The sequence below is a fragment of the Bradyrhizobium sp. 153 genome (genome assembly GCF_023073835.1).
In the GTDB taxonomy this organism is placed as follows: Bacteria; Pseudomonadota; Alphaproteobacteria; order Rhizobiales; family Xanthobacteraceae; genus Bradyrhizobium.
Genome location: NZ_JADPKH010000120.1, coordinates 160254 through 172816, shown reverse-complemented (window position 1 = coordinate 172816; position 12563 = coordinate 160254). Strand labels below are relative to the sequence as shown.

Genomic DNA, 12563 nt, shown 5'->3' with positions numbered 1-12563 from the left:
TGAGCCTCAGCGGGTAAACACCCGCTGCGGGCGGCGGCCCACCGGTGCGGGCGGCGCGGTCGGGGCTGGTGCCCCAAACAGCCGCTCGAAGAAGTTCGGTCCGGACGAGCCGAAGCCACCGCCATTGTTGGCCACCGCCACGCCAGAGGGCAGCGTCGTCGCCGGGCGCGAATAGCTCGGCTGCGAATGCGCCACGACGGCCTCGAGGTCCTTGCCGCGGTTGTTCTTCAGGATGTTGATCATGGTCGCGTCGCGGCCATAGATATCCTTGCGAAACTGGAGCTTGCCGGCGTCATCCACGAACGCGGTCTGATAGGTGATGTTGACCGGGATCGGGGTCGGGAATTTCAGGTCGATCTCGCTCTTGCCGTACATGCTGCGGACGCGCTCGGGCGTGTACTTGTCGTTCGGCATGGTGATATTGAGCAGCACGGACGCGTACTGATCCGGATTCTGCACACGCATGCAGCCGTGGCTGAAGGCGCGCTCGTCCCGGGCGAACAAATGCTTGTCCGGCGTGTCGTGCTGATAGACCAGGAACTTGTTCGGGAAATTGAAGCGGATGCGGCCGAGCGCGTTGGCTTCACCCGGCGGCTGCGAGATGTGCACCGAGCCGTCGCGGTTCTGCTCGAGCTTGAGGCCCATGCGCTGAAGCACGGTCGGGTCCTGCTGAAGCGCCGGCAGATATTCGTTGTAGACGATCGACGGGGGCACGTTCCAGGTCGGATTGACCGTGATGTACTTCATCGTCTCGGTGAGGAGCGGCGTCGCATGCGTGCCCGGTTTGCCGGTGACGACGCGGGTGGTCCAGACCTGCTGGCCCCGCTGCATCACCTTCAGCGTATAGTCGGGAATGTTGAGGATGACATAGGCATCGCCGAGTGAGGGCGCCCCGAGGTCGCGCGGCAGCCAGCGCCAGCGCTCCATGTTCACCAGCACCACGTCGATCTGCTTGTCGCGCTTGGGGGTGTTGAGTGCCTTGACGGTCTTGTCGTCGAGTATGCCAGTCGCCTTCATCTCGGCGCCGCTCTGGAATCTGCGCACGGCGTCGGCGACCGCCGCGTCATAGCGGGTGTCGTTCGCGTTCTCGGTGATGCCGAGCTTGGCGCGCAGCTGCGGCACGCGCGCATCTTCCACGACGATCTCGGCCTGCTTCTTGCCGGCCGGGGTGTATTTCAGCGCCGGACCGTCGGCGATCTCGATCAACGGGCCGCTGCCGTGGCCGCGGAGCTCCGCGAGCTTGGCCTTCAGCTCCTTATAGAGCTTGTGCGGCGGGTTGTAGCTGTCGAGCGCGGCGGACGCATCCGTCGCGGTCGTGACCTTGGCAAGCACTTCGTTCGGGTCGACCGGGTGCTCGGGATAGAGGATGTCGCCGCTGACTTGCGACCAGTGCATGCGGCCACTCTGGGCGTGCCGCGCATAGTCGAACATGCTGGCGGTGAGTTTCAGCTCGGCATCGGCGAGCGTATCGGGCGTGGTCGCGGCGGCGAAATCCGGCACCGGATAGTCGGCCGGATTGAGGCCGTCGGAGGCCGCGTCCTTCAGCCGTGCGATCACACCCTTGGCTGCAGCGGTCAGGCTGCCGCCTTGAGTCCAGACCGGCGCGAAGTCGCGCGCACCGTAAAACTTCTCGATCGCCGCGCGCTCGTTCTTGCGGTCGAAATGGCGCGACGTCTTGGCGCCGATGATGTCCTTGAGCCTGTCGGCGACCGGCTGGTCGGCAGCGGGAACGTTGCTCGCGGCCTTCACCGGCTCGGCGGCCGGAGCCGCAGCGGGGGCCGCAGGCGCGACCGGCGTTGCCGTCGCCGTGTCTGCCTTGGCGGGCTCAGATGCGGCAGGCTCGGTCTTCGCAGGTTCGGTCTTCGCAGGTTCGGTCTTGGCCGTCTCGCTCGTCGGCGCCTCAGTGGCGGGCGAGGTGGCGACGTCGGAAGGCTTGGTCTCGACTTTGTCGGGCGCCGGTGCGACTTCGGTCTTCACGGGCTCCTTCGCAGTGGCCTGAACGGTGGCGGTGGTATCGAGCTTGATGTCGGAGGCGGTTGGGGGCGGGACGTTGGCCGGCTCGGGGCGCGGGATCGCGGCCTCGATCGCGAGCTCGGCGGCGCTGCTGCGCGCCTGATCCTGCGCCAGGGCTGAGCTGGCGGACACCGTGAGGAAGGTTGCCGCGACTGTCATCAAGACACGGTCAAAGCCTGCGCGGTGGTTCAAACAGTCACGCATTGTGTCACACCCCTCGGGTGAACTGTCCCTCGTGGAACAGCTTCGTTATCGTCGCTAAATCTTCGGCTGAACGCGCCGGCCTCTCGAGAGTCGCACGCCTGCACGCAACGATTCATACGCAGACGATATACGGGCCCCGTTTTTGCGGCCAGCGCTACCCGGGACAACTCACGACAAACTGACGTCAAGGCAGCCTTTTTGGCAACGAATTATGCGCATGCCCCACGCGCTTTTCCCTGTGTCTGTCACTTCCAGGTCACGGTTCACGTCGCGACGAAATTTCACCGTGTTGCGAAGGGCTTGCGGCCTCTTCGCGGCAACAGGCAATCCGCTGTGCAGATACGGCTCAGTGCGTCTCCTCGTCGCTTTTCCCGCCATGGCCAGGCACGCCTGCTTCGTCGAGTTTGCGGTAGAGCGTGGACCGGCCGATTTTGAGGCGGCGGGCGACTTCGGACATCTGCCCGCGGTAATGCGAGATCGCGAAGCGGATGATTTCGCTCTCCATGTCCTCCAGCGGGCGGACATCGCCGCTCGCGGTCAGCATGCAGAGAGTTCCCGCCGACGGGAGGGGAGCAATCGGTATTTCGTTACCCGACACCAAGGGAGGCGCCGCGATCGGCTCGAGCATCAGTGGCGCAGTCGGAATGTCGGTTGCGGGATGCGGCTGCGAAGCGAGCAGGGGAAAATCGCCGAGGCCAAGCTGGTCGCCGTCGCTCATCACCACCGCGCGGTAGACCGCGTTTTCGAGCTGGCGGATGTTGCCAGGCCAGTCGAGCTGGGCGAGGTGAGCCACCGCTTCGCCGCTGATGCCGGTGATGGTGCGGTTCTCCTCGGCGGCAAAGCGCGCCAGGAAATGCCGCAGCAGATGCGGAATGTCCTCGCGCCGGGCCCGCAGCGACGGGATCGTCAACGGCAGCACGTGCAGGCGATAAAACAGGTCTTCCCGGAAGTGCCCCTGTTTGACCCGCTCCAGGAGCTTGCGATTGGTCGCGGAGATGATGCGCACGTCGACCTTGACGGGCTTGCGGCCGCCGACCGCCTCGACCGCGCCTTCCTGGAGCGCGCGCAAGAGCTTGACCTGCGCCGTCAGCGGCAACTCGCTGATCTCGTCCAGGAACAGCGTGCCGCCATGGGCCTCGACGAACTTGCCCATGTGCCGCTCGGTGGCGCCGGTGAAGGCGCCCTTCTCGTGGCCGAACAGGATGGACTCGACGAGGTTGTCGGGGATCGCGCCGCAATTCACGGCGACAAAGGGTTTTGCCTTACGCTCGCCGCTGCCATGAATGGCGCGCGCGAACATCTCCTTACCGACGCCGGACTCGCCCTCGATCAGCACGGGAATCGAGGAGTTCGCCGCCTTCTGCGCGGTGCGCATCACGCCTGCCATCGCCTCGGAGCGGGTGATGATGTCGGAGAAGCTCAGACGGCCCTCGCGGCTGTGACGGATGCGCTGCAATTCGCCCTTCAGTGCGGAGGCGTTAAGCGCGTTGCGCAGTGAAACCTGAAGCCGCTCCAAGCCGACCGGCTTGACGACGAAATCCGCCGCGCCGGCGCGCATCGCCGAGATCACGTTGTCGATGCCGCCATGCGCGGTCTGCACGATGACCGGGATGCTGAGGCCCGCTTCGCGGATTTTCGCCAACACACCCATGCCGTCGAGGCCGGGCATCACGAGATCGAGGATGACGCCGTCGATGGCCGGGGCGTCGGGAGCGGTGAGGGCAGCGATCGCGGCGTCGCCGGAATCCACGACGACCGTCTCGTAGCCGCATTTCTGCACCATGTTTTCGACCAGCCGGCGGGCTACAGCGTCGTCGTCGGCGATCAAAATACTGGCAGCCATGGTTTTCCCTGCACGCTACAACTATCTGTCTCGAATCGGGGCACTCTGGCCGAAGCCGATTAACGCACTCTTAAACCTTGATGCCCACGCCCGCCGTCGCGACGGTTGAACACAGGTTTCCCGCACAATGAATTCGCGCTCCAAGCTCGCTCTCAAAAAGTCTGCTCTCAAGAAGCCCGTTTCCAGCAAGTCCGCTCCCCGCAAGCCGAGCACCAGGAAATCCGCCGCCAAAGCAAAGTCCTCCAGGCCTTCCGCAAAGTCTCCGCCTGCAAAGCCTGCAAGCAAGACCGGCAAGCTTCCGGAGTGGAACCTGGCCGATCTCTTTTCGGGGATCGAGGCGCCGGAAGTGGCGCGCGACCTCGACAAGATGGATGCCGATTGCGTCGCGTTCGAGACGGACTACAAGGGCAAGCTCGCGACAGGGACAGCAAACGAAGATGGCGGAAAATGGCTCGCTGAAGCCGTGCGACGCTATGAGGCGATCGACGACCTCGCCGGCCGTCTCGGCTCCTATGCCGGCCTGGTCCACGCCGGCGACAGCGTGGACCCTGCGATTTCAAAATTTTACGGCGACGTGTCCGAGCGCCTGACGGCGGCGTCGACACATCTTCTGTTCTTCGCGCTCGAGCTCAATCGGATCGATGACGATATTTTGAACCGCGCGATGCAGACACCGGAGCTGGCACACTATCGCCCCTGGATTGAGGATTTGCGCAAGGAAAAGCCGTATCAGCTCGACGACAAGCTCGAGCAGCTCTTCCTGGAGAAGGCGCAGACCAGCTATTCCGCCTTCAACAGGCTGTTCGACCAGACCATCTCGGGCCTGCGCTTCAAGGTGGGCGCAAAAGAGCTCGCGATCGAGCCGACGCTCAATCTGTTGCAGGACCGAGACGGCGCAAAGCGCAAGGCCGCCGCCGAAGCCCTGGCGAAGACCTTCAAGGCAAATGAGCGCACCTTTGCGCTGATCACCAACACGCTCGCGAAGGACAAGGACATTTCCGACCGCTGGCGCGGCTTTCAGGATGTTGCGGATTCCCGGCACCTCAACAACCGCGTCGAGCGCGAGGTGGTGGATGCGCTTGTCGCCTCGGTGCGCGCGGCCTATCCAAAATTATCGCATCGCTACTACGGGCTGAAGGCGAAGTGGTTCGGCAAGAAGCGGCTCGCTTATTGGGACCGTAACGCGCCGCTGCCCTTTGCCGCGACCGACGTCATCGGCTGGCCCGATGCGCGGAACATGGTGCTGACGGCCTATCGCGGCTTCTCGCCCAAGATGGCCGACATTGCGGAGCGCTTCTTCACCGATCGCTGGATCGACGCGCCGGTGCGTCCGGGCAAGGCGCCCGGCGCGTTCTCGCATCCGACCACACCGTCGGCGCACCCTTACGTGCTGATGAACTACCAGGGCAAGCCGCGCGACGTGATGACGCTCGCGCACGAGCTCGGCCATGGCGTGCATCAGGTGCTCGCCGCGAAGAACGGCGCGCTGATGGCACCGACGCCGCTGACGCTGGCGGAGACCGCGAGCGTGTTCGGCGAGATGCTGACCTTCCGGCGGCTGCTGGCGCAGACCAAGAGCGCAAAACAGCGCCAGGCGCTGCTCGCCGGCAAGGTCGAGGACATGATCAACACCGTGGTGCGGCAGATCGCGTTCTATTCGTTCGAACGCGCAGTTCATACCGAGCGCAAGAACGGCGAGCTCACCGCGACCCGGCTCGGCGAGATCTGGCTGTCGGTGCAGGGCGAGAGCCTGGGGCCCGCGATCGAGATCAAGGCGGGCTACGAGAACTACTGGATGTACATCCCGCACTTCATCCACTCGCCGTTCTACGTCTACGCCTATGCGTTCGGCGATTGTCTCGTGAACTCGCTTTATGCGGTCTACGAGAATGCGGCCGAGGGCTTTGCCGAGCGCTATCTCGACATGCTTGCCGCCGGCGGCACCAAGCACTATTCCGAGCTGCTGCGGCCATTCGGGCTCGACGCCAAGGACCCAAAATTCTGGGATGGCGGGCTCAGCGTCATCGCCGGAATGATCGACGAGCTGGAGAAGATGGCCTGAGTGGCTGGCTTCTTGCGGGGCGTAAAACGTCTGTTGAACCAAGAGTCCAGCAATGTTATACACCCGTATAACCGCTGGAGGTTAGCCATGAAGATCGAGATCAAGAAGATCGGCAATTCGGACGGGTTGTTGCTGCCCCGCGAGCTTATGCAGCGACTCGATCTCAAGCGCGGGCAGCAATTGCATGTCGTGGAATTGCCCGGTGGGGGTTTTCAATTGCTGCCTTACGACCCCGACTTCGAGCGGACGATGGAAATTGCCGATGAGGTGATGGATAAGTATCGCGATACGCTCGCTGCGCTGGCAAAATAGCGGCCGGCGCATGAGTGATCCTCAGGAGCCACTCTGGGTCACCTACGAGCAGGCTGTCGCAATTCATAGCCGACAGCTCCGGCGCTTCGGTGGCGCGCCCGGATTGCGCGACGAGGGCATGCTGCGTTCGGCGCTGGAGCGTCCGATCAACAAATGGCGCTATGAACAGGCGCCAATGGAAGAACTCGCTGCAGCATACGCGTTCGGCCTCGCGAAGAACCATGCATTTGTCGACGGAAACAAGCGCATCGCCTTCATGGCGATGATGGTCTTCCTTCACAAGAACGGCGTCGCCTTCAGTCCCGCTCCCGCGGAAGCGACAACGATGATCCTCTCGCTTGCCGCGGGCGAAGTCAGCGAGCAGAGCCTGGCGCGCTGGATCCGCGACAATTGGAATTCCAAATGACCTCATTTGCGGGAAAACCGCGCCCGCGTGCCGTTGCCCTGCCCGAAAGTTTGCGGTATCCCAGCCCAACAATTCGACTTTCGACTGGGGACATCCATGGCTGACCATAGCGAAGTGGCGTACACCACCGCCGACGGCAACGACTACGTTGCGCACGAGCAGACCTACGAGGGCTTCATCAAGCTGGTGAAGTACGGCACGGCCTCGGTCGCGCTCATCGTGATCCTGATGGCGATCTTCCTCACCTGATCGATCGGCAGCTGCACACGCCAGCGGCAGCAGCTGCCCAGAAAATTTGCATACAAACCGGTCCCAGAACCGGTATCGAACGCCGCGGGAGTAACGCTTTAGTTTGCGCGCGCGCTGTCCTGCGCCGCCGGAGGCCTCATGAAGATTGCCGTTGCCAAGGAAATCGATCCGTCCGAGCCGCGGGTCGCCGCTTCGCCTGATACGGTGAAGAAATTCAAGGCGCTGGGCGCCGAGATCGCCGTCGAGCCGGGCGCCGGCCTCAAGTCGGGCCTGCCGGATTCCGAATTCACCGCCGTGGGCGCGGCCGTCAGCACTGATGCGCTGAAGGACGCCGACATCATCATCAAGGTGAAGCGCCCCGAGGCGTCGGAACTCTCGCAATACAAGCGCGGCGCGCTCGTCATCGCCATCATGGATCCCTATGGCAACGAGGCGGCGCTGAAGGCGATGGCCGATGCCGGCGTCTCCGCCTTCGCGATGGAATTGATGCCGCGCATCACCCGTGCGCAGGTGATGGACGTGCTGTCCTCGCAAGCCAATCTTGCCGGCTATCGTGCCGTGATCGAGGGCGCCGAGGCCTTCGGCCGCGCCTTCCCGATGATGATGACGGCGGCCGGCACTATACCCGCGGCCAAGGTGTTCGTGATGGGCGTCGGCGTTGCCGGTCTCCAGGCGATCGCGACCGCGCGCCGTCTCGGCGCCGTCGTGACCGCCACCGACGTGCGTCCCGCCACCAAGGAGCAAGTGGAATCGCTCGGTGCGAAATTCCTTGCCGTCGAGGACGAGGAGTTCAAGAACGCGCAGACCGCCGGCGGCTACGCCAAGGAAATGTCGAAAGAATACCAGGCCAAGCAGGCCGCGCTCACGGCCGAGCACATCAAGAAGCAGGACATCGTGATCACGACCGCGCTGCTTCCGGGCCGGCCGGCGCCGAAGCTCGTCAGTGCCGAGATGGTCAAGTCGATGAAGCCGGGCTCGGTGCTAGTCGATCTCGCCGTCGAGCGCGGCGGCAATGTCGAGGGCGCCAGGGCCGGCGAGGTCGTTGATCTCGATGGCATCAAGATCGTCGGCTACACCAACGTCGCCGGCCGCGTCGCGGCCTCTGCCTCCAGCCTCTACGCACGCAATCTGTTCTCCTTCATCGAGACCATGGTCGACAAGAATGAGAAGAAGCTCGCCGTCAACTGGGACGATGAGCTCGTCAAGGCCACTGCGCTCACGAAAGACGGCGCCGTCATCCACCCGAACTTCCAGCCGAAGGTTTAAGGAGAGTCGCCATGGAGCATGCTGCACAGGTCGTCGACCCCTTCATCTTCCGGCTGTCGATCTTCGTTCTCGCCGTCTTCGTCGGCTATTTCGTGGTGTGGTCGGTGACGCCGGCGCTGCACACCCCGCTAATGAGCGTGACCAACGCGATCTCGTCGGTGATCGTGGTCGGTGCGCTGCTCGCGGTCGGCGTCGGCATGATCTCGAGCGGCTCGGGCTGGGCGCGCGGCTTCGGCTTCGTCGCGCTCATCTTTGCCTGCGTGAACATCTTTGGCGGCTTCCTTGTCACGCAGCGCATGCTTGCGATGTACAAGAAGAAGTCGAAGTAAGCGGCCACCTCGGGCTGAAGGGACAGATGGGGACCTGAGATGAACGCCAATCTCTCTGCATTCTTGTATCTCGTGGCGGGGGTGCTGTTCATCCTGTCGCTGCGCGGGCTGTCGAGCCCGGCGACGTCGCGCCAGGGTAATTTGTTCGGCATGATCGGCATGGGCATCGCGGTTGCGACCACCCTCGCCAGCCATCCGCCTGCGGACGGCGTCGCCTGGATCCTCGTGATCCTCGGTATCGCCATCGGTGGCGCGATCGGCGCCGTGATCGCCCGCCGCGTGCCGATGACCTCGATGCCGGAACTGGTCGCCGCCTTCCACTCGCTGGTCGGCATGGCCGCGGTGCTGGTCGCCGCCGGCGCGTTCTACGCGCCCGAGGCCTTCGACATCGGCACTCCCGGCAACATCCATCCGCAGAGCCTGGTCGAGATGTCGCTCGGCGTCGCCATCGGCGCGCTGACCTTCACCGGTTCGGTGATCGCCTTCCTGAAGCTCTCCGCACGCATGAGCGGCGCGCCGATCATCCTGCCGTTCCGCCACGTCATCAACATCGCGCTCGCCGTGGCGCTGGTGTTCTTTATCGTCGGCCTCGTGCTGACCGGCAGCGCGCTCGACTTCTGGCTGATCGTCATCCTCGCCCTGGTGCTTGGCGTGCTCATGATCATCCCGATCGGCGGCGCCGACATGCCGGTCGTGATCTCGATGCTGAACTCCTACTCCGGCTGGGCCGCTGCCGGCATCGGTTTCACTCTCGGCAATTCCGCGCTGATCATCACCGGCGCGCTGGTCGGCTCCTCGGGCGCGATCCTGTCCTACATCATGTGCCACGCGATGAATCGGTCCTTCATCTCGGTCATCCTCGGCGGCTTCGGCGGCGAGACCGCTGCGGCCGGCGGCGGTACGGGCGAGCAGAAGCCCGCCAAGCTCGGCTCGGCCGACGATGCTGCCTTCATCATGAAGAACGCCTCCAAGGTCATCATCGTGCCCGGCTACGGCATGGCGGTGGCGCAGGCCCAGCACGCGCTGCGCGAGATGGCCGACATCCTGAAGAAGGAAGGTGTCGAGGTGAAATATGCCATTCACCCGGTCGCCGGCCGCATGCCCGGCCACATGAACGTGCTGCTCGCCGAAGCCAACGTGCCCTATGACGAGGTGTTCGAGCTCGAGGACATCAACTCCGAATTCGCGCAGGCCGACATCGCCTTCGTGATCGGCGCCAACGACGTTACCAACCCGGCCGCCGAAGAGGACAAGACCTCACCGATCTACGGCATGCCCGTGCTCCAGGTCTGGAAGGCCGGCACCGTGATGTTTATCAAGCGCTCGCTCGCCTCCGGCTATGCCGGCATCGACAATCCGCTGTTCTATCGCGACAACACCATGATGCTGCTCGGCGACGCCAAGAAGGTCACCGAGAACATCGTCAAGGCGATGTAGGCGGAAGCAAACGGACCGTGGCCATCAACAAAGGAATGGCACCGGTCCCGTCGCATGCCTCCCAAAGCGATGCGCGCGCAGCGTGCAGCCGGCAGGCCGCCCGCAAGGCGGCGTGCCGCTGCCGCGATGTTCCGGCCAGCCTCCGGCCCCATGTCATGAAATTGCTGCGGAGCCGTCGCAAGCCGTGAGCCGAAAGGCCGGCCGCGTATCATGACCATCGTCAAGTGGATCGCCATCCTGCTCGCGGCCGTCTATTGCGCCGGTCTCCTCGTGCTGTATGTCCGGCAGCGCCAGATGATGTTTCCGATCCCGCCCGCCGGTCGCACCGCACCCGATGCCGCGGGCCTTCCCAAGGCGGAAGAGCATGTCCTGACCACGTCGGACGGCGAGAAGGTCATCGTCTGGCACGTGCCGGCGAAGCGTGGCCGTCCCGTGATCCTGTATTTTCCGGGCAATGGCGATTTTCTCGCCGGTCGCGTCAGCCGCTTCAGGGCGATGACGGCCGACGGCACCGGCCTCGTCGCGCTGTCCTATCGCGGCTATGCCGGCTCGAGCGGTGCGCCGAGTGAGGAGGGTTTGCTGCGCGATGCCGCAGCTGCCTACGATTTCACGTCGGGGCGCTATGCCGCGGAACGGATCGTCGCCTGGGGCTTTTCGCTCGGCACCGGCGTGGCCGTCGCGCTCGCATCCGAGCATCCGATCGGCAAGCTGATCCTGGAGGCGCCCTATACCTCGGCGGTCGATATCGCCGCATCGGCGTTCCGGTTCGTGCCGGTGCGCCTCCTGATGCGCGACCCGTTTCGCTCCGACGAGCGGATCGCGCGCGTCACGGTGCCGCTGCTGATCATGCATGGCACCAATGACCTTGTCATTTCGATCGTGTTCGGAGAGCGTCTGTTTGCGCTCGCCCGCGGACCCAAGCAGTTCGTTCGCTTCGCGGGCGGCGGACACGACAATCTCGATGCTTTCGGTGCGATCGAAACGGCAAGGCGCTTCATTGAATCCTAAGCAGTTCGTCACGTGGCCCTGGCGCCTGGCCTTCGCCGCGATCCTCGCGTTATCGCCGCAACACGCATGGGCAGCGACCGGGCTCGATGGTGCTGCCATGCGCTGGCCCTATGCGCTACCCTTTGCCGGCCTGTTGCTATCGATCGCATTGGGTCCGCTGCTGTTTCCAAAAATCTGGCATCATCACTACGGCAAGATCGCCGCGGCCTGGTCGCTGCTGGCACTCGCCGCGCTCGTCATCTTTGCCGGGAGCATGGCAACGCTGGCGGCGCTCGTTCACGCCATGCTCGCCGAATATCTCGGCTTCATCGTGCTGCTGTTCTCGCTCTATGTCGTGGCCGGCGGCATCCTCATCACCGGCGACATCAAGGCCACGCCGGCGACCAATTTCGGCATCCTCGCGCTCGGCACATTGGGGGCGAGCATTGTCGGCACCACGGGGGCCGCGATGATCCTGATCCGTCCCTTGATCCGCGCCAACCGGCTGCGGCGCCACAATACCCATGTCGTCATCTTCTTCGTCATCCTGGTTGCCAATGTCGGCGGCGCGCTGAGCCCGCTCGGCGATCCCCCGCTGTTCGTCGGCTTCCTGCATGGCGTCGATTTCTTCTGGACCACGCGTACCATCTGGTTGCAGACCGCAATCGTGGCCGGACTGCTGCTCGCCATCTTCGTCGCCATCGACGTCAGGCGCTTCCGCAGCGAGTCGCCGCCCGGCGACACAGGTTGCGGGGAGCCGCTGCGCATCCGCGGCCTTGTCAATTTGGTGCTGATCGCGGCCATCGTCGCGAGCCTGCTGGCGTCGGCGATGTGGAAGCCCGGCATTGCCTTCGACATTCTCGGCACCAAGCTGCAATTGGAGGACGTCGTCCGCAATTTGGTGCTGCTGGCCATTGCGGCCTTGTCGGTTTGGCTGACGCCGGACGAGCACAGACTGGCCAACGGCTTCACCTGGGAGCCGATCCGCGAGGTCGCGAAACTGTTCGCCGGCATTTTCGTCGCGATCATTCCCGTCATTGCCATGCTCAATGCCGGCCATCACGGTGCCTTCGCCTGGCTGTTGTCGGCGGTGACGGCGCCGGACGGTGCGCCGCGCGAAGTCGCCTATTTCTGGTTCACCGGCCTGATGTCGGCGTTCCTCGACAATGCGCCGACCTATCTGTTGTTCTTCGAACTCGCCGGCGGCGACCCGCAAGTGCTAATGCATGAACTCTCGGGTACGCTCGCCTCGATCTCCATGGGTGCGGTCTACATGGGTGCGCTCACCTATATCGGCAATGCGCCGAACGTCATGGTGAGCAGCATTGCCAGCGAGAACGGCATCGAGATGCCGAGCTTCTTCGGCTATATGCTGCGCGCCGGCGCCGTGCTGATTCCGCTGTTCCTGCTGCTGACGCTGCTGCCGGTCGCGCCGATCCTGCACTGGCATTGAAT

The 12563-nt window shown here is 64.1% G+C and carries 11 protein-coding genes; 9 read left to right on the top strand and 2 right to left on the bottom strand.

Annotation, left to right across the window (positions count from 1 at the left end; translation table 11 throughout):
* Positions 1-6 precede the first annotated feature (6 nt).
* Both IVA91_RS28615 and IVA91_RS28610 read right to left on the bottom strand, forming a co-directional pair.
* Positions 7-2217, bottom strand: coding sequence for a L,D-transpeptidase family protein (locus tag IVA91_RS28615; protein WP_247280183.1), 2211 nt, complete (start codon positions 2215-2217; stop codon positions 7-9).
* Between the two features lie 346 nt (positions 2218-2563).
* Positions 2564-4060 carry a sigma-54 dependent transcriptional regulator gene (locus IVA91_RS28610; protein ID WP_247280182.1) on the bottom strand — a complete coding sequence of 499 codons (1497 nt, stop codon included), beginning with the start codon at positions 4058-4060 and terminating at the stop codon, positions 2564-2566.
* A 127-nt stretch (positions 4061-4187) separates the two neighbouring features.
* On the opposite strand from IVA91_RS28610, the gene IVA91_RS28605 reads away from it, so the two are divergent.
* From IVA91_RS28605 to IVA91_RS28565, 9 genes are all read left to right on the top strand, one after another.
* Positions 4188-6122, top strand: a complete 1935-nt coding sequence (locus IVA91_RS28605) for a M3 family oligoendopeptidase (protein WP_247280181.1) — start codon at positions 4188-4190, stop codon at positions 6120-6122.
* An 87-nt stretch (positions 6123-6209) separates the two neighbouring features.
* Positions 6210-6434, top strand: a complete 225-nt coding sequence (locus IVA91_RS28600) for an AbrB family transcriptional regulator (protein WP_124162834.1) — start codon at positions 6210-6212, stop codon at positions 6432-6434.
* Between the two features lie 10 nt (positions 6435-6444).
* The gene (locus IVA91_RS28595; RefSeq protein WP_247451484.1) at positions 6445-6840 is read left to right on the top strand and encodes a type II toxin-antitoxin system death-on-curing family toxin; all 396 of its coding nucleotides are present in this window, start codon (positions 6445-6447) and stop codon (positions 6838-6840) included.
* Between the two features lie 96 nt (positions 6841-6936).
* Positions 6937-7089 (top strand): aa3-type cytochrome c oxidase subunit IV, encoded by a 153-nt coding sequence (locus IVA91_RS28590; RefSeq protein WP_008136857.1) that lies wholly within the window; start codon positions 6937-6939, stop codon positions 7087-7089.
* Positions 7090-7227: 138 nt separating this feature from the next.
* Positions 7228-8355 carry a Re/Si-specific NAD(P)(+) transhydrogenase subunit alpha gene (locus IVA91_RS28585; RefSeq protein ID WP_247280179.1) on the top strand — a complete coding sequence of 376 codons (1128 nt, stop codon included), beginning with the start codon at positions 7228-7230 and terminating at the stop codon, positions 8353-8355.
* 11 nt (positions 8356-8366) lie between these two features.
* Positions 8367-8684 carry a proton-translocating transhydrogenase family protein gene (locus IVA91_RS28580; protein ID WP_235543528.1) on the top strand — a complete coding sequence of 106 codons (318 nt, stop codon included), beginning with the start codon at positions 8367-8369 and terminating at the stop codon, positions 8682-8684.
* Between the two features lie 39 nt (positions 8685-8723).
* A complete protein-coding gene (locus IVA91_RS28575) occupies positions 8724-10121 on the top strand; it encodes an NAD(P)(+) transhydrogenase (Re/Si-specific) subunit beta (protein WP_247280178.1) in 1398 nt (465 codons plus the stop codon).
* A gap of 210 nt (positions 10122-10331) precedes the next feature.
* Positions 10332-11129: an alpha/beta hydrolase gene (locus IVA91_RS28570; protein ID WP_247459707.1), complete on the top strand. Its 798-nt coding sequence runs from the start codon at positions 10332-10334 to the stop codon at positions 11127-11129.
* Complete coding sequence (locus IVA91_RS28565) at positions 11083-12561, top strand: sodium:proton antiporter (protein WP_247459705.1); 1479 nt, start codon at positions 11083-11085, stop codon at positions 12559-12561. Before IVA91_RS28570 ends, IVA91_RS28565 begins: the two co-directional genes overlap by 47 nt.
* The last annotated feature ends 2 nt before the right edge of the window (positions 12562-12563 follow it).

Coding starts and splice junctions, on each gene's coding strand:
- IVA91_RS28615 (WP_247280183.1), bottom strand. CDS start 2,217: ATGCGTGACTGTTTGAACCACCGCGCAGGCTTTGACCGTGTCTTGATG.
- IVA91_RS28610 (WP_247280182.1), bottom strand. CDS start 4,060: ATGGCTGCCAGTATTTTGATCGCCGACGACGACGCTGTAGCCCGCCGG.
- IVA91_RS28605 (WP_247280181.1), top strand. CDS start 4,188: ATGAATTCGCGCTCCAAGCTCGCTCTCAAAAAGTCTGCTCTCAAGAAG.
- IVA91_RS28600 (WP_124162834.1), top strand. CDS start 6,210: ATGAAGATCGAGATCAAGAAGATCGGCAATTCGGACGGGTTGTTGCTG.
- IVA91_RS28595 (WP_247451484.1), top strand. CDS start 6,445: ATGAGTGATCCTCAGGAGCCACTCTGGGTCACCTACGAGCAGGCTGTC.
- IVA91_RS28590 (WP_008136857.1), top strand. CDS start 6,937: ATGGCTGACCATAGCGAAGTGGCGTACACCACCGCCGACGGCAACGAC.
- IVA91_RS28585 (WP_247280179.1), top strand. CDS start 7,228: ATGAAGATTGCCGTTGCCAAGGAAATCGATCCGTCCGAGCCGCGGGTC.
- IVA91_RS28580 (WP_235543528.1), top strand. CDS start 8,367: ATGGAGCATGCTGCACAGGTCGTCGACCCCTTCATCTTCCGGCTGTCG.
- IVA91_RS28575 (WP_247280178.1), top strand. CDS start 8,724: ATGAACGCCAATCTCTCTGCATTCTTGTATCTCGTGGCGGGGGTGCTG.
- IVA91_RS28570 (WP_247459707.1), top strand. CDS start 10,332: ATGACCATCGTCAAGTGGATCGCCATCCTGCTCGCGGCCGTCTATTGC.
- IVA91_RS28565 (WP_247459705.1), top strand. CDS start 11,083: ATGCTTTCGGTGCGATCGAAACGGCAAGGCGCTTCATTGAATCCTAAG.